The organism is Devriesea agamarum, from assembly GCF_900070355.1.
GTDB lineage: Bacteria > Actinomycetota > Actinomycetes > Actinomycetales > Dermabacteraceae > Devriesea > Devriesea agamarum.
The window spans coordinates 391,606-407,394 of the sequence record NZ_LN849456.1; the positions used below are offsets into that span (position 1 = coordinate 391,606).

General features: G+C 60.5%; 13 protein-coding genes and 1 pseudogene. 8 read left to right on the plus strand and 6 right to left on the minus strand.

Annotated features, from left to right (window positions below; genetic code table 11):
* Nucleotides 1–60: 60 nt before the first annotated feature.
* Nucleotides 61–1,482: a glutamate decarboxylase gene (locus tag BN1724_RS01660; protein WP_058233961.1), complete on the minus strand. Its 1,422-nt coding sequence runs from the start codon at nucleotides 1,480–1,482 to the stop codon at nucleotides 61–63.
* 245 nt (nucleotides 1,483–1,727) lie between these two features.
* Here BN1724_RS01660 and secG point away from each other — a divergent pair, with 245 nt between their 5' ends.
* Together secG and BN1724_RS01670 are read left to right on the plus strand one after the other, a co-directional pair.
* Nucleotides 1,728–1,982, plus strand: a complete 255-nt coding sequence (gene secG / locus BN1724_RS01665) for a preprotein translocase subunit SecG (protein ID WP_058233962.1) — start codon at nucleotides 1,728–1,730, stop codon at nucleotides 1,980–1,982.
* Nucleotides 1,983–2,082: 100 nt separating this feature from the next.
* The gene (locus tag BN1724_RS01670; protein WP_058233963.1) at nucleotides 2,083–2,262 is read left to right on the plus strand and encodes a hypothetical protein; all 180 of its coding nucleotides are present in this window, start codon (nucleotides 2,083–2,085) and stop codon (nucleotides 2,260–2,262) included.
* Nucleotides 2,263–2,267: 5 nt separating this feature from the next.
* Here the strand turns inward: BN1724_RS01670 and BN1724_RS01675 are convergent, their stop codons facing one another.
* Nucleotides 2,268–3,116 (minus strand): alpha/beta hydrolase, encoded by an 849-nt coding sequence (locus tag BN1724_RS01675; protein WP_058233964.1) that lies wholly within the window; start codon nucleotides 3,114–3,116, stop codon nucleotides 2,268–2,270.
* Nucleotides 3,117–3,308: 192 nt separating this feature from the next.
* Here BN1724_RS01675 and BN1724_RS13615 point away from each other — a divergent pair.
* A pseudogene (locus BN1724_RS13615) lies at nucleotides 3,309–3,489 on the plus strand (helix-turn-helix domain-containing protein); the annotation flags it as partial.
* A gap of 350 nt (nucleotides 3,490–3,839) precedes the next feature.
* On the opposite strand, the gene pgl reads toward BN1724_RS13615, so the two are convergent.
* From pgl to tkt, 4 genes are all read right to left on the minus strand, one after another.
* Nucleotides 3,840–5,540, minus strand: coding sequence for a 6-phosphogluconolactonase (pgl, locus tag BN1724_RS01680; protein ID WP_058235680.1), 1,701 nt, complete (start codon nucleotides 5,538–5,540; stop codon nucleotides 3,840–3,842).
* On the minus strand, nucleotides 5,537–7,078 hold the full coding sequence (gene zwf, locus BN1724_RS01685; protein ID WP_058233965.1) for a glucose-6-phosphate dehydrogenase: 1,542 nt from the start codon (nucleotides 7,076–7,078) through the stop codon (nucleotides 5,537–5,539). The genes pgl and zwf overlap by 4 nt, the downstream gene beginning before the upstream one ends.
* Complete coding sequence (tal, locus tag BN1724_RS01690; protein WP_058233966.1) at nucleotides 7,075–8,211, minus strand: transaldolase; 1,137 nt, start codon at nucleotides 8,209–8,211, stop codon at nucleotides 7,075–7,077. Before tal ends, zwf begins: the two co-directional genes overlap by 4 nt.
* Before the next feature lie 112 nt (nucleotides 8,212–8,323).
* Nucleotides 8,324–10,420, minus strand: coding sequence for a transketolase (tkt, locus tag BN1724_RS01695; protein ID WP_058235681.1), 2,097 nt, complete (start codon nucleotides 10,418–10,420; stop codon nucleotides 8,324–8,326).
* 260 nt (nucleotides 10,421–10,680) lie between these two features.
* Between tkt and BN1724_RS01700 the strand changes: the two genes are divergently transcribed.
* The 5 genes from BN1724_RS01700 to BN1724_RS01720 all read left to right on the plus strand — a co-directional run bounded on the left by BN1724_RS01700 (nucleotide 10,681) and on the right by BN1724_RS01720 (nucleotide 15,753).
* On the plus strand, nucleotides 10,681–11,598 hold the full coding sequence (locus BN1724_RS01700; RefSeq protein ID WP_058235682.1) for a heme o synthase: 918 nt from the start codon (nucleotides 10,681–10,683) through the stop codon (nucleotides 11,596–11,598).
* Between the two features lie 4 nt (nucleotides 11,599–11,602).
* The gene (locus BN1724_RS01705; RefSeq protein WP_058233967.1) at nucleotides 11,603–12,631 is read left to right on the plus strand and encodes a site-specific tyrosine recombinase XerD; all 1,029 of its coding nucleotides are present in this window, start codon (nucleotides 11,603–11,605) and stop codon (nucleotides 12,629–12,631) included.
* Between the two features lie 265 nt (nucleotides 12,632–12,896).
* The gene (locus tag BN1724_RS01710) at nucleotides 12,897–13,769 is read left to right on the plus strand and encodes a ParA family protein (RefSeq protein ID WP_058233968.1); all 873 of its coding nucleotides are present in this window, start codon (nucleotides 12,897–12,899) and stop codon (nucleotides 13,767–13,769) included.
* Nucleotides 13,769–14,608 (plus strand): pseudouridine synthase, encoded by an 840-nt coding sequence (locus tag BN1724_RS01715; RefSeq protein WP_058233969.1) that lies wholly within the window; start codon nucleotides 13,769–13,771, stop codon nucleotides 14,606–14,608. Before BN1724_RS01710 ends, BN1724_RS01715 begins: the two co-directional genes overlap by 1 nt.
* Entirely contained in the window at nucleotides 14,605–15,753 is a 1,149-nt protein-coding gene (locus BN1724_RS01720; protein WP_058233970.1) for a prephenate dehydrogenase, read from the plus strand. Before BN1724_RS01715 ends, BN1724_RS01720 begins: the two co-directional genes overlap by 4 nt.
* The last annotated feature ends 36 nt before the right edge of the window (nucleotides 15,754–15,789 follow it).

A 15,789-nucleotide genomic window follows, 5' to 3' on the forward strand; every position in this document is an offset into this window, starting at 1 on the left:
CGGTTGAGGTGCGGCGGCGTTAACCTGCCTATCACGCAAGCGCTTGGTCCTCACTGGGGACTACGTGGCTGTTTTCGAGTGAGAGCTATGGGTGAGACGATGCGCGTCGTGATGGAAAGACGATTCGTCGGGAACTTGGTCGAGATTTGAACCAGAGATTAGCTGCAACCGGTCCAGGCTGGAGCGCAAATCTTTCAGCAGCATTTGCGCCATATCGACGCTAAAACCATGGCGGATCACGAGGCGCTGCACAGCCTGCTTGTCCTGCGCCGGAGGCAACGTATAGGCGGGAACGAGCCAGCCACGGCAGCGCAGTTCATCGGCTAGTCGGAAGAGATTGAGACCACAATCGGGATCTTTGAGCTTCCAGGTGACAGCGGGGATTCCGCGCTGTGGGTCTGCATCGAAAATCAACTCGAAAGGTCCCATGCCTTCGATCTCACGGGCAAGCAGCTGACCAACCTCGTAGCAGGCGCCTTGGACATTGGTGTACCCGCGTCGGCCGAGATGAATGAATGAGTAGTAGGAGGCGACAACCTGGCCGCCGGGACGCGAAAAATTGAGGTTAAACGTTGGCATCATGCCACCGAGGTAGTTCACCTCAAAAACGAGCTCTCGGGGGAGGTCATCGCGGCTGCGCCACAGTGCCCAGCCTGCTCCAAGCGGTGCCAACCCGGTTTTATGCCCGGATAGGTTCATCGACTTCACACGTTCTTGCCGGAAATCCCAGGGGATCTGCGGCGCGGTGAATGCGGCGACGAAACCCCCGGAGGCGGCGTCTACATGGACGGGAACATCTAGCCCGGTGCGTTCTTGCAGCTCATCTAGAGCTTGGCAGATCCCGGCGACGTCTTCAAACAGTCCGGTAAATGTTTGACCAAAGGTTGCGACGACAGCGATGGTGTTCTCGTCGCAAGCGTCGGCGGCCATCTCAGGGGTCATCACATACCCCTCGGGCATAGGTAGTTCGCGCAGTTCCACATCGAAATAGGTGGCGAATTTTTCCCAGCACACCTGCACCGGCCCGCAGACTAAATTCGGACGGGTGGTGTCTTTGCCTTCTGCGCGGCGCTTTGCGCGCCAACGCCATTTCGCGGCGAGTCCTCCGAGCATGGCCGCTTCGCTGGACCCAGTGGTGGAGGTTCCGACTGCGTGCTCGGCGTCTGGCACATGGAGGAGATCTGCGAGCATGCGGATGCATCGCGCTTCAAGCTCTGAAGTTTGAGGGTATTCGTCTTTGTCGATGATGTTTTTTGTCAGCGACTCGTCCATGAGCTTGCGAGTTTCGTCGTCCACCCAGGTGGTGCAGAACGTCGCGAGGTTCATACGAGCAACGCCGTCTAAATACAGTTCGTCGTGAACCAGCTGGTATGCCTCGCGGGAGGGGCGAGGGTTTTCGGGGAACTGGGTGCTGGGGGACGGTTCGCGCATGGTGCGAGCGGCAAAAACATCCGCGGTATGGTCGGGGATTGCTGAGTCCATCGAGAAAACACTCTCCTTCAGGAGATGATTGGCTGGCGCTACGAGACTGCGAGACTCCGTGTGTATCCGTTGATGTCGATTTAACCGGGTGTCACTGACCTCCTTGCTAAAGTTTCGTGAGAGTTAGCTGAACGCTAAAGATCTCTGTGGGCGCTATAGATGACGTTCGGCAGATGCTGGCCTATCCTAGAAAAGATGCCGCAATGTCATTGCGACCCAACTCAACGACCCGGAGGACCTGTCCCGTGGACATCCTGAAGATTGCCCTGCAGTCCGTGCTCGCTCTCACGAGCATCCTGCTGATTCTGCTCGTGCTTTTGCACAAAGGAAAAGGCGGCGGTCTGTCTGACATGTTCGGCGGTGGCATCTCCACATCGGCGGGCTCATCGGGTGTCGCAGAACGCAACCTCAACCGCATTACGGTAGCCATCGCAATTATTTGGGTGCTCAGCATCGCGGGTATTGGCGTCATCGACCGATTCGCTGCCGTCGCTGGCTGAGCAGTCTCGACGCTGAAGCAGCGCCCATTCTACGTTAGCGCTGAGGGCGTTAGTCACAGATAGGTTAAAGGGGTACCTGCTGCGACATAACGCTTCGCAAATGTTGCTCGCTGACGTACACGACGTGTCGCAACCGACCATCTCCCGCGTCTATTACCGGATGCTGCTCCTGGTGCCTGGTGCCTGGTGCCTGGTGCGCCAAGCGTTGTCCTTCGCAGGGATCAGCCTGGCTGACGCCATGGACCAGAAACAGCACAGCTCCACCAAACATCAGCTGTGAACAGCCTACGCCAGTGGGCCAAACACCCACTTGAGAGCGTCAGGGAGAAGCACACCACCGTGGTTCAGGCTGTGCCCTCCATCCCCTACAACAAGACGAAAGTCATATCCCGCCTCAGCGAGTGCCGCGGCAACACGCAGGTTCTCAGCGAACCAATTCCTCTCCGGCGCATCCCAATTCAGGTCGCGACGGGCGGCTTGTTGGAAGATGCGAAGCGGCTTCCTCTCGGCGTGCGCAATTAGTTCCGGGTAGGGGTTTCCGCCGGGCATCTGAGCAAAGCTTGACAGAAAGCAAATGAGGCGCCGAAATCGGTCAGATCGCATCCATGCGACTGTGAACGCAGCATTGCCTCCACTGCTTCCCCCGCAAATACCCCATCGTTCAGGATCGTCGGAAAGGTTGAACCGTGCAGTCACCAGCGGAACAATCTCCTCAATGAGAAACGTGGCATAGCGGTCATCGAATGCGTCATACTCGCTATTGCGGTTCTTCGGGTTCTCAGAATCCGTGAATACGCCAGGGTTAACGAACACGCCTATCGTGCAGGGAATTGACGAATGATGATTTAAATTGTCGAGGACAATCCCGCCGCGAACCTCGCCGGCAGGGTCGAAGTACCACCATCCGTCATTAAAGACCATAAGACCCGCCGGCTCTTCCGGGGTGTAGCAGGCAGGAACATGGATCCAGACTTTCCGCGAGGTTCCGGGATAGACTTCACTGCATTCCCAAAGCAGCTCATACGTCTTTCCAGTAGGTATGTCTTGGTGTATCTCTGAATCGGGGCCGTGCGCGTAAACAAGCGGGGCATCGTCGTCAACGGGGAGCTTTTGAAACGGGACTTGTGTCGGCAAACAGGGAACCCCTACGGTCGTAATCCTGGCATCTCAGAGTAAATTAGCGGACGCGCAAGCGCCTCGCTAAACGACCGGAACTGAGATGGGTTGGGCAAGACAGAGCCAATGGAGCTCACTCCGTAGCCTACCGTTAGTTGTGGGCGGTGTCATAGCGCCGAAGCAACGCTCCCGGTCGGCAGGGTTTAATCGGTGAGGTGTGCGGATGGCGCGAGCGGGTTGACGTTCAGTGACAGGTCGGGAATCTCAACGGCGTCCAAAGCCGGTTGCTCCGAGCGCAGAATCGCTCTTCACCTGGGATGATGCACCCTTGGTGCTCTCCAGGGAACTCCACCGGAACTCGACGAAGACTCGCGACTACCAGGCGGTGAGCGGACGTGAGAGCACCGTGGGGGCCTGGCGCGGCGCCTGTCCTGGTGCCTGCGCCGGCTGCCCGGCTTCGGCCAGATCCCGCCAAACAAGAACGGCCCGGCCCTGGCCGGATACGGGGCCTTGACCTCTCCCGGTGGGACGCCGAAAAGATCACCGCCGTGGCCCGCGCCATCAACACCAGCCCCGGCGTATCCTCGACTGCTGCATATAGCTGCATATATGAGCCGGGTCCGATCTGAGCGGAAGCATGTGCTGACCGCACAGATCGGACCTGGCTCCATTCATTCCTGAGGGTGAGACCCTGAGACTGGCGCTCACACCGACAGTGAGCGCCTAAGAACAGGTCCCTGCTCAGGAACCGAGCTTGCTCGCAGAGGCCTCGTCTAAGAACCAGATCGTCTCATCCAAGCCCCGCACCGACGACGCCGGGGTCTGGTGAGGAGTCGGCTCACCATGCCCACGAAGCACCGCATCTGCTTTCTCCTCGCCGGCGACCAACAGCATCACTGTCCGCGCACTGTTCAATGCCGAGAACGTGAGTGAAATTCGCTCCGGCGGTGGTTTGGGTGAATTTCGCACCGCCGTCACCACCCGGTCCGTGCACCTCTGGTCCGGATGATCGGGGAACAGGGAGGCGACGTGACCGTCAGGACCCATCCCCAGCATAAGTACGTCGAAGAAAGCAGCCCCACGAGTGCGGAACTGAGTTTCACCGCCCGCAACGGCAAGCTGCTGGGCGTACCAAGCTGCAGCATCATCGAGGCTCATACCGCTGTCAGCCGACGGCATCCGATGCACATGGCCGGCAGGGATATCGAGCGCATCGTCTAGCAGCTGATAGATCTCATGATCATTGCGCTCTGAACTGTCATCAGCCACGAACCGTTCATCACCCCACCACAGGTGCACCGCCGACAGATCGATCTCTGCCTTTTTCGCGGCAGCAGGCAGAGCCGCAGCGACCCGCGAACCCACGGTGCCACCCGTGAGCACGAGGTGCGCAACCTGGCGCTCTGCAATGGCGTCACGCAACGCCGCCACCGCGGTATCTGCGGCTTCCTCGACCAACTGATCGACGCCAGAGCACACCACATCGCGCGGAGCAGGTTTGCCGATGGCGTACTCGGAGCAATCGCTGATTCCACTAAAGGCATGGGCGAGCACCTCGCCGTACACTTCGTCGGGATCGAGCCTGCGCAGTTCCTGACTCAGGCACTCCCACAGTGTTGGGCGCGTCATCGTGACCCGCTGATCAGTGACCTCACCCGGCAGAGTCATCACAACGGTTTCGTCGTCTTCCCGCGAGATGACGATATCGCCGTCCTCCCGATGCAAACGCACTTCGCGCAGTCCTACGTATCCGTCTTCAGCCGGCTCTAGCTGAGCAGATAGCCCAAGCGCAACCTCCAACCACGAGGTCATCAGGATGACCGCCGGATGATCGGTATCACCCACCACAGTGACGCCAGACGGGGTCGAGAGCGGCGGAACGTCCACGGCGGTAGCCAAAAGACCCCGCCAGGCAGTCAGACGCGGCCAGTTCAAATCTGTATCGCCCTGCTGGTAACCCCTCCTCAGACGCTTCAGGGTAGCCTTAGGATCTTCGCAAGTCAGCGCGTCAGTAATGCGGCGCTGAGACATGCGACCGAGTACGTCCTGAGAAGGCGCAGCCGGAGGCCGGGATGGCCACCACGTCACAATCGGAGCGTCGGGCAGCAACAGGGGAGTGATGAGCGTGTCAACGCCGCTGACCACTTGGCCGCGTGCATGCAAGATCACCACTTCACCCGCACCTGCGTCGCGGCCCACCCGGATTTCGGCGTCGAGGGTGTCGTCATCGGCTTCTGGGTCGGTAGCGAGCACGATCACCCGGCAGGGGTGCTCAAGGCTGGCTTGAACCGCCGCGGTAATGGGCTCCTCCATATGGTCCGCAGGGGTCACGATGACCAAGGTGAGAACCCGTCCGAGGGTGAATGCACCCCCGGTTTCGCGGATCGAGACGAGGTTCTTATCGACCTCGCCCGCGGTGGTATTCGTCAGGTATTTGATCACGGCCTTCTCCACGTTCTTCCGTCGCGGGCGAGCATTTCATGGGCGGTATCCGGCCCCCAGGTTCCTGCGCGATAGGTCGCTGGGCGTCCGTCTTCGGCCCAGAACGCGGTGATGGGATCGAGAATCTTCCACGACAATTCGACCTCATTCTGGCGCGGGAACAACGGCGGGTCGCCGAGCAGCACATCCAGAATCAATCGTTCGTACGCCTCCGGGGAGGCTTCGGTAAACGAAGATCCGTAGGCAAAGTCCATGGTGACGTCGCGCACTTCCATCTGAGTGCCGGGCACCTTGGAGCCAAACCGCATGGTCACACCTTCGTCGGGCTGAACCCGAATCACAATGGCATTTTGCCCAAGGTCAGCCGTATCGGTGGAGCGGAAGGGAAGGAACGGAGCACGTTTGTACACGACCGCAATTTCCGTGACCCTTCGTCCGAGGCGTTTGCCTGCACGCAGATAGAACGGGACCCCAGCCCAGCGGCGGGTTGCAATATCCAAACGCATCGCCGCGAAGGTTTCCGTCCGTGAGTCAGCGGGAATACCGTTTTCCTCGAGGTACCCAGGAACCTGCACTCCGCCTTGCCACCCTGCCACGTACTGCCCACGGGCCGTGTGCGCGCCGAGGTCGGAGGGCAGCTCTACTGCGGCCAGCACCTTTTCCTTTTCGGCCCGCAGATCTTGAGCGGCGAACGAAATCGGCTCTTCCATTGCGGTGAGTGCGAGCAGCTGTAGCAAATGGTTTTGGATTACGTCGCGAGCAGTGCCGATGCCGTCGTAATAACCAGCCCTAGAACCGATACCGATGTCTTCGGCCATGGTGATCTGCACATGGTCCACGTAATTAGCGTTCCAGGTGGGCTCAAACATCTGGTTGGCAAACCGCAGAGCCAGCAGGTTCTGGACGGTTTCTTTACCCAGATAGTGGTCGATGCGGAACACATCGCCGGGGCTAAAGACCTTTTCCACCACGTCGTTCAGTTCCCGGGCGGAGCTGAGATCGTGGCCGAAAGGCTTTTCAATCACCACGCGGCGCCAAGAGTCTTGGCCGGGGGAGTTCAAACCGGAGTCGGCGAGTTGTCCGCAGACTTCGGGGAAGGCTCCGGGCGGGATCGACAGGTAGAAGGCATGGTTGCCGCCCGTCCCGCGGGTTTCGTCGAGTTCCCCCACCACCTTGGTGAGCTCGTCGTATGCTGCTTTATCGTCGAATTCACCGGTGACAAAGCGTAGGCCCGAGGCTAATTGATCAAATACGGACTGGCGGAAACCGGTACGAGAACTCGCCTGAACGCATTCTTTGACGTAGTTCGCGAACTGTTCATGAGACCAGTCACGCCGTCCAAACCCGACCAGGCCGAAACTTGGCGGAAGCAACCCTCGATTGGAAAGGTCGTAAATAGCTGGCAGCAGCTTCTTTTTTGCGAGGTCTCCGGTGACGCCAAACATCACCATAGAGCTCGGCCCAGCGATGCGTGGCAACCGGCGATCTCGGGGATCGCGCAAAGGATTGAGCCAAGACGCAGCGTTATCTGCGGTCATGAATGCTTCTCCGTAGCATTGGTTCGGAATGTCTTCGAGGAGTTCTCGACGGCATTTAAGAGTTTTTCCCAAGCCACCTCGAACTTGTCAACGCCTTCGCGTTCGAGGACATCCCACACCTCATCGAGATCGACACCGACAGACTCAATGTCCGAGATCGTGTCGTGGGCTGAGGACAGCTGATCGAGGATGGTGGTTCCGTCGAATGCGCTGTGGTCGGCGGCAGCTTTTAGGGTCTTCTCCGGCACGGTGTTGACCACCGGGTTGGCAACGAGGCCGTCCACGTAGAGCGTGTCCGGGTAGGCAGGATCTTTGACACCCGTGGATGCCCACAGGCAGCGCTGCACACGTGCGCCCTGCGCGGCCAGCGCCTTAAATCGTTCGCAGTCACGCACGTTCTGAAAAGTCTCGAACGCGAGCTGGGCGTTGGCCAGCCCTAGATGGCCGCGCAGGCCGAGCGCCTCGTCGGTGCCGATGTGGGTCAGCCTGCGATCCACCTCGGTATCGACCCGGGAGACGAAGAACGATGCGACCGAATGAATGGACGACAGATCACGACCGGCCGCTGCGGCTTGTTCAAGGCCCGCCATATAGGCCTCAGTGACCGCGGTGTAGCGGTCGAGGGAGAAAATCAAGGTGACATTGACGCTGATGCCCTCGGCAATGGCCGCAGTGATCGCAGGCAGCCCCTCCGATGTGGCTGGGATTTTGATCATGACATTCGGCCGATCGACCAGGGAATGCAGGTGGCGAGCCTGGGCGATTGTTTCTTCGGTGCGGTGTGCCAGGCGCGGATCGACTTCGATGCTGACGCGTCCGTCGATACCGTCGGTGCGCTCAAACACAGGGCGCATGAGATCGCACGCTGCACGAACATCGTCCGTGGTGAGTTTTTCGATGATCTGTTCGGTGGTGGCTCCGCCCGAGGCGAGCTGGGCGATGTCATCGTCGTAGTCGTCGGACTGGGAGATGGCAGCCTCGAAAATCGACGGGTTCGTGGTGACCCCGACGATGTTCATGTCGCTCATAAAAGCGGCGAGGTTACCTGAGGTGATGCGGTGTCGAGAGAGGTCGTCGAGCCAGAGGGAGACTCCGGCCTCGCTGAGGGCCTTAATCCGAGGATTGTGTGTCATCGTCCGTCCTTTCGGAAATGGAGCCGGGGGTGGGCGGAAACCCACCCCCGGATAGGAACGATCAAGCGCTGGCGTCGATGCGGCGATACCGGTAAGACGCCAGGGCAGGACGTCAGCCGCGTGCTGCGGTTAAGGATTCCTTGGCGCGTTCCACGACGTGCTCGGTGGTGAAACCGAACTCGCGGAACAGAGTCTTGGAGTCTCCCGACGCACCGAAGTGTTCGAGCGAGACGGCTCGGCCATGCGCCCCAAGCAAGCGGTACCACGGCATGGCGATCCCGGCTTCAACGCTCACCCTGGCAGTGACCGAAGGCGGCAGCACCTCGTCCTGGTAGGCCTGGTCCTGTTCATCAAACCATTCCAGGCAGGGCACTGAGACCAGGCGAGTAGCGATACCTTCACCCTCGAGCACCTTCTGTGCTTCAGCGGCGATCTGCACCTCCGAACCGGTTGCCAGGAGGATGAGGTCCGGGGTTGAGGACGATGCCTCTTTCATGATGTAGGCGCCACGGGCCAAACCATCAGCCGAGGCGTACTCGTCGCGGTCAAATGTGGGCACTGCTTGGCGGCTCAAAATCAGCCCGACGGGACCGCGGTCGCGCTCGAGCAGAGCCTTCCACGCCTGGGCGGTTTCGTTGGCATCGGCCGGGCGCACAATCGACAGACCTGGAATCGCACGGTACGCGGCGAGGTGCTCGACCGGCTGGTGGGTCGGGCCATCCTCGCCGAGGCCGATGGAGTCGTGGGTCCACACGTACGTGACAGGCAGGTCCATCACCGCGGCGAGGCGGACTGCTCCGCGCATGTAGTCGCTGAAGGTGAAGAATGTGCCACCGTAGGGGCGGGTGAGGCCGTCCAATGCGATGCCCGACAGGATAGATCCCATGGCGTGCTCGCGGATACCGAAGTGCAGCGTACGACCGTAGGGGTCGCCCTGGAACTCTTCAGTGGAGCGATGCGCCGGGATGAATGAGGATTCACCCTTCATGGTGGTGTTGTTGGAACCGGCCAGGTCGGCGCTGCCGCCCCAGAGTTCCGGCATCACCGGTGCCAGAGCGCTCAGCACGGCGCCTGACGCTGCGCGTGTGGCCACGCCCTTGGCGTCGGGTTCAAAGGTGGGTAACGCCTCGGCGAAGCCTTCGGGCAGTGCCCGCTCGCGCAGGCGGGTGAGAAGGTCGGCCTGTTTCGGATGGGATGAGGCCCACTCATTGAAGGAACGATCCCATTCGGAGCGAGCATGGTGGCCGCGTTCGGCGAGACGACGGGTATGGGCGATGACTTCGTCTTCCACCTGGAAATTTTGGTTCGGATCGAAGCCGAGAATTTCTTTGAGCGCAGCGACTTCGTCGGTTCCCAGTTTTGCGCCGTGAGCGCCGTGGGTGCCCTGTGCATGGGGGGAGGGCCACGCAATGATGGTGCGCAGTGCGATGAAGGAGGGCTTGTCGGTGACTTTCTGGGCTTCGGCAATGGCTTCTTTAAGGGCGGCAACGTCTTCGATGTATTCGCCGGTGCGCCGCCAATCGACCCGCTGGGTGTGCCAGCCGTAAGCGTCGTAGCGGGCGAGAACATCTTCGGTGAAGGCGATATCGGTATGGCCTTCGATGGAGATGTCGTTGTCGTCCCAGATCACGATCAGGTTGCCAAGCTCCTGGGTTCCGGCAAGCGAGGATGCCTCGCTGGTGACGCCTTCTTCCAGGTCGCCGTCTGAGGCGAGAACATAGACGAAGTGGTCAAACGGGCTCGCACCGGCTGCGGCGCCCGGATCAAGGAGTCCGCGTTCCCGGCGAGCGGCCATCGCCATACCCACGGCGGAGGCGAGTCCCTGACCAAGCGGGCCGGTTGTGATCTCCACGCCGTCGGTGTGCTTGTACTCGGGATGCCCCGGGGTCTTGGAACCAAACGTGCGAAGTGCTTCGAGGTCCTTGAGTTCGAGACCGAAACCGCCGAGGTACAGCTGAATGTACTGGGTGAGACTGGAATGCCCGCAAGATAGGACGAAACGGTCTCGTCCGAGCCAGTGTGTGTCGGATGGGTCATGCCGCATGACGTCCTGGTACAGCAGATAGGCCACCGGAGCGAGACTGATCGCGGTACCTGGGTGGCCGTTTCCGACCTTCTCAACCGCGTCGGCAGCGAGGATGCGCACGGTATCCACAGCGCGTTTGTCAAGGTCATTCCAGCCCTCTGGCGCGATGAAGGATGTGGTCACGGGATATCCCTTCGTCAAGAACACATGAGTTGCACAGACTCCTGTGCAAGCTTTTACCACTCTAGTCAGGTGCGCCTGAGTAGTGCCTGGCCTAGACTGGCAAGGTGACCTCCCCGACTCGTCCCCTCCTCAATGACCGCGGCTACGGTCTGAGCTCGGGCGATTTCCGCGATGACGCGGATCAGTCTGGCCGCACCACGGGTGCTGGACAGGCCAACGCTGAGCTCGACCATGATGCATCGCGGTGCGACACGCCCGGGGTGCCCTCCGCAGTTCGGACGCGCGGACGCTGGGCAACCTGGCGGTCCACTGCGCGTGCCTATGTGGCCTTGACCAAGCCTCGCATTATCGAGTTGCTTCTGATCACCACGATTCCGACCATGTTCTTAGCTGCCGGTGGATTCCCATCCTGGTGGCTCATCGCAGCCACGGTGATCGGAGGGTATCTGGCCGCCGGTGGTGCGAACGCCCTGAACTGTTACTTGGACCGCGATATCGACGCGCGGATGAAACGAACTAAGAATCGTCCGATTGTTACCGGCGAAGTGGGGCCCCGAGCTGCCGTGGTGTTCGGCCTATCGCTGTCGGTGCTGTCGGCGATTTGGTTATGGGTTCTTGTCAACCCGGTGTCATCCCTGCTCGCGGTCGCGGCGATTTTGCTCTACGTGGTGTTTTACACCATGGTGCTTAAGCGACGGACCAGCCAGAACATCGTGTGGGGAGGGGTGGCAGGATGCTTCCCCGTCCTCATCGGTTGGTCCTCAGTGACCGGCACTGTGTCCTGGTCGGCTGTTTTCTTATTCCTGGTGATTTTCTTCTGGACTCCGCCGCACTATTGGCCGCTGGCAGAGAAATTCACGGAGGACTACCGGCGCGCCGGTGTGCCCATGCTTCCGGTGGTTGCCTCACGGCGCACTGTGTCCTTGCAGATGATCGGACACACGGTGGCGATGTTGCTAGCCAGCTTTGCCATTATTCCGTTGGAGGGAACCGGCATTGTGTACGGGGTGGCCGCGGTCGGGTGCGGAGCCTGGTTCCTGGCACTGGTCATCCGTTATGCGGTCCGGGTGCATCGAGGGGTGACCGGTAAGGCGTTGAACCCAATGGGCGTTTTCCACGCCTCAATTACCTATCTGACCTTGCTGTTTGTAGCGCTCGCGATTGATCCGTTCGTCTGAGCCGATGCCCACGGGAACAGATCTTCCCGCGGTGCTCAACCGGGTGATCGATCGTTATCTTGCCTACTTGCGGATAGAGCGAGGCCTCGCGGCCAATACGATCAGCGCGTATCGACGCGATCTCACACGGTATGTCCACTATCTCGTAGCCGCCTGTCCGGACCATGCCCCTGATGCGCTACTGGCCTCGGTCGATCCTCACACCGTGTCCGAATACATCGCGGTGCTACGCACGGGTGAGGATGGAGGAAAACCTCTCGGTGCGGCGTCCGCGGGTCGTGCCCTGGCCGCAATGAGAGGCCTGCATCGTTTTCTTGCCGATGAGGATGCTCCGTCGTTCGCTGTTCGTGCGGCCCCACCTAGGTCACACCTGGTTGGTCCGGGGGCTGCCACAGATGACCCAACCCGGGATATTACTCCTCCTCGCAGACCCGACCGGTTACCTAAAGCACTCGGCGTTGACGAGGTATTGCGCCTGATGGAGACTGCGCACGGCGATGCGCCTGGCTTGCTAGGCCCCGAGCGCGGAGTGCGAGATGCCGCCCTATTGGAGTTGCTGTATGGAACCGGCGCGCGGATCTCAGAGGCAGTGGGGCTGGATGTCGATGACATCGACTGTGAGCGGGCAGAAGTGCTGCTCACCGGCAAAGGTAATAAGCAGAGGATTGTTCCGGTTGGTCGGTACGCGCTGGAGGCAGTGTCGGCGTATTTGGTTCGGGGGCGACCGGCTCTCGCTAGGCGCGGCACCGGATCATCGGCGCTGTTTCTCGGTATTCGCGGGACGCGTCTGACCCGTCAGGCCGCATGGGCAGTGGTGCGCGAGATCGCTGAACGGACCGGGATCGCCGAGTCCTTTGGACCCCACACCCTGCGACACAGTTATGCGACCCATCTGGTGCAGGGCGGAGCAGATGTGCGGACGGTTCAAGAGCTCCTCGGGCACGCCTCGCTCACCACGACCCAGATGTACACCAGGGTCACGGTGGACTCACTGCGGGAATCGTGGGCGCTGGCCCATCCGCGTGCGCGCTGAGACGAAGGCGCGATTGAGGTGGTAGCTCGGGTGGTATATCCGGTTGTCGAACCATCCTTCATGGCTCGCGGGTCTCACGAGGATGCCGGAAAGAGCTGTGGGATGCTCAGTTCACCCCGTCCCGGACTACACTGAAAACACCTTCCCCGACGGGAGGTTTCTAATGGTCCGGTGTCCAAGCATCACGCATTGCTCGTGACCGCAGGCCGCATCCTCAGTCGGGGGAACCGACCGTCCTACACGTGAGCAGGAAGTAACCGACGACGTGAGCCACGACAACAGGCAGACGCTGGATATTGATCTCGGCCCCACCGGTCGGCCCCGGCAGAGCTTTCCTGAGCCTCCTGCACTGACCTCCCACGGTCCTGCGCGGGTTATTTCGATGGTCAATCAAAAGGGTGGGGTTGGGAAAACAACCAGCACGATTAACCTCGGCGCTGCCCTGGCTGAGTACGGTCGGAAGGTCCTGCTAGTGGATCTGGACCCTCAGGGGGCACTTAGCGCGGGCATGGGAGTGAGCTCATACGATCTTGACGTCACTGTCTATAACCTCTTGCTTGAACCCGATCACGATATTCGGGACGTCATTCGTACCACTGACACGCCTGATCTGGACGTGTTGCCTGCCAACATCGATCTCTCAGCCGCCGAAGTGCAGCTGGTGAACGAGGTGGCACGCGAGATGTCTCTGGCGAGGGTTTTGCGGCCCATTTTGGATGATTACGACGTGGTTTTGATCGACTGCCAACCCTCGCTCGGGCTGCTCACAGTCAATGCACTGGCCGCAAGCCATGGCGTCATCATCCCCCTAGAGTGCGAGTTTTTTGCGCTGCGCGGGGTTGCGCTTTTGGTCGAGACCATCGAGAAAGTTCAAGATCGCATCAACCCGCGGCTCGAAATCGATGGAATCCTCGCCACCATGTTCGACGCTCGCACGCTGCACACCCGCGAGGTAGTGGCCAGAGTGGTGGAAGCCTTCCCCGATAAGGTTTTCCACACGGTGATCAATCGGACGGTGAAATTCCCGGACGCATCGGTTGCGGCAGAACCAATTACGAGCTTCGCGGCCACGCATTCCGGCGCGGAAGCCTATCGTTCCCTTGCCCGTGAACTAATTGCACGCGGCGGCGCTGCGTAATGGTGAAGCAGAGGCGGCGCAGCGCATTTACTCCACCGCGCACGGTGCGTTTACGCGACGGTGAAGGCTCAGTGCGTTCTACGCCCGAGCTTGAGACTATCCATGTTGATGGCGGTGAGCGTTTGCAGAAGATCCTCGCGCAGGCTGGTCTGGGATCTCGTCGCGCCTGCGAGGTTCTGATCGGCCAGGGCCGTGTGTGTGTCGATGGCGTGACTGTCACCGAACAGGGCATACGAGTGGATCCCCGAACCCAGGCCATTCATGTCGATGGTCGCCGGATTAGGGTGGGCGAGGACAAACTGACCTTAGTGCTGAACAAGCCCCGCCATGTGGTGACCTCCCTATCTGATCCAGAAGGGCGACGTGATCTCACCGAATTTATTGCCCAAGCTGGGCGGCGGTTAGTCCACGTGGGCCGTCTCGACTATGAGACGGAAGGTTTACTGCTTTTGACCGATGACGGAGATCTAGCGCATCGCCTGACCCATCCGAGCTTTGAGGTCACAAAAACCTACGTCTGCGCCTTCCCCTGCCGCGGCACTTTTCCCCGCGGTCTACTCAAAGCCCTTCGCGACGGAGTGGACCTTGAAGATGGCCCGGCGAAAGCTGATCGGGCCCGGATGCTTGCCCACGACGGTCGTGAAGCGGTTGTTGAGCTCAGCCTGCACGAGGGACGCAACCGGATTGTCCGGCGCATGTTTGAATCCCAAGGCTTTACCCTGACCCGGCTAGTGCGCACCCGAATCGGACCGGTTTTACTCGGAGATCTGCGGTCGGGTCAGACTCGAAAACTCACGGACCAGGAGCTTGGGACTCTGTACGCCGAGGTCGGATTGTGACTGGTGCCCGTGGGCCCGACCCGACGGGTGAGGGCTCATCCACGTTGATCAAAGGTCCAGTACGTCTCATCGGAACCGGCCTGATCGGCGGCTCACTGGGCCTGGCCTTACGGCGACAGGGAATAGACGTCCATATCGAAGATATTTCGCCGGGGACAGCAGCTCTCGCCGTGGACATGGGAGTCGGCCGGATCATCGAGGCTGGTGAGGGTCATCCGCAGCTCGTGCTGGTGGCGGCTCCTCCCGACGTGGCGGGCCGTATTGTCGCCCGAGCCCTCGATGAGTATCCCTCCGCAGTGATTGCCGATGTGGCGAGTGTGAAGGGGCACGTGCTTGCAGAAGTTACAACGCTCGCAGCACCGAAGAATCTTTCGCGGTATGTTGGCGCCCACCCGATGGCAGGCAGAGAAGTGACCGGGGTCATGGCAGCTCGGGCTGACCTGTTCGGAGGTCGCCCGTTCGTGATTACACCCCACGCTGGGAGCGACCCAGCTGCGGTGCGCACGCTGACCTCACTGGCCGTTGACCTCGGCGCATTTCCCGTCGAGATGGACGCGGCGTTGCACGACGAAGCGGTTGCTTACGTCTCCCACGTTCCGCAACTCGTGGCGAGCCTGCTGGCGACACGTCTACTCGATGCTCCTGACCGAGCTTTGGACCTTGCGGGACAGGGGCTGCGTGACACCACCCGGATTGCTGCCTCGGACCCGCGCCTATGGGTTGAGATCCTGACCGGAAACACGCAGGCGCTGAAGCCGGTTCTGTCTGGGCTGCGGGATGACCTCAATACGGTGCTGGATGCTTTGGAAGGCCGTGGGCAGCTGCGCAGAAGCATTGCTGAGACCATTGCTAACGGAAACCGCGGCGTCGCCCGGATTCCAGGGAAGCATGGCGGGCGAGCCGATGCCTTTGCGGAACTGACCGTGATTGTGCCCGACCGCGCCGGAAAACTAGCGGGTTTGCTCGCAGATATCGGGGATGCGGGTATTAACCTAGAGGATCTCAGACTGGAACATTCTGTGGGGCAGGACGTCGGTTTAGCCCATGTCTCGGTTCAGCCCAGCGACCGCACAAGCCTTGAACGCACCCTCACCGCCGGTGGGTGGAAAATTGCGTCGACGGAAGACGGTGACGGTGCCCGGTAGACTTTCTCGGTGCAACCGGCCCAATCGGAGGAATAC

What these genes read in the sequence shown, in the direction of transcription:
- BN1724_RS01660 (WP_058233961.1), bottom strand. Translation starts at nt 1,482, where the DNA reads ATGGACTCAGCAATCCCCGACCATACCGCGGATGTTTTTGCCGCTCGC.
- BN1724_RS01670 (WP_058233963.1), top strand. Translation starts at nt 2,083, where the DNA reads ATGTTGCTCGCTGACGTACACGACGTGTCGCAACCGACCATCTCCCGC.
- zwf (WP_058233965.1), bottom strand. Translation starts at nt 7,078, where the DNA reads ATGACCGCAGATAACGCTGCGTCTTGGCTCAATCCTTTGCGCGATCCC.
- tal (WP_058233966.1), bottom strand. Translation starts at nt 8,211, where the DNA reads ATGACACACAATCCTCGGATTAAGGCCCTCAGCGAGGCCGGAGTCTCC.
- BN1724_RS01705 (WP_058233967.1), top strand. Translation starts at nt 11,603, where the DNA reads ATGCCCACGGGAACAGATCTTCCCGCGGTGCTCAACCGGGTGATCGAT.
- BN1724_RS01715 (WP_058233969.1), top strand. Translation starts at nt 13,769, where the DNA reads ATGGTGAAGCAGAGGCGGCGCAGCGCATTTACTCCACCGCGCACGGTG.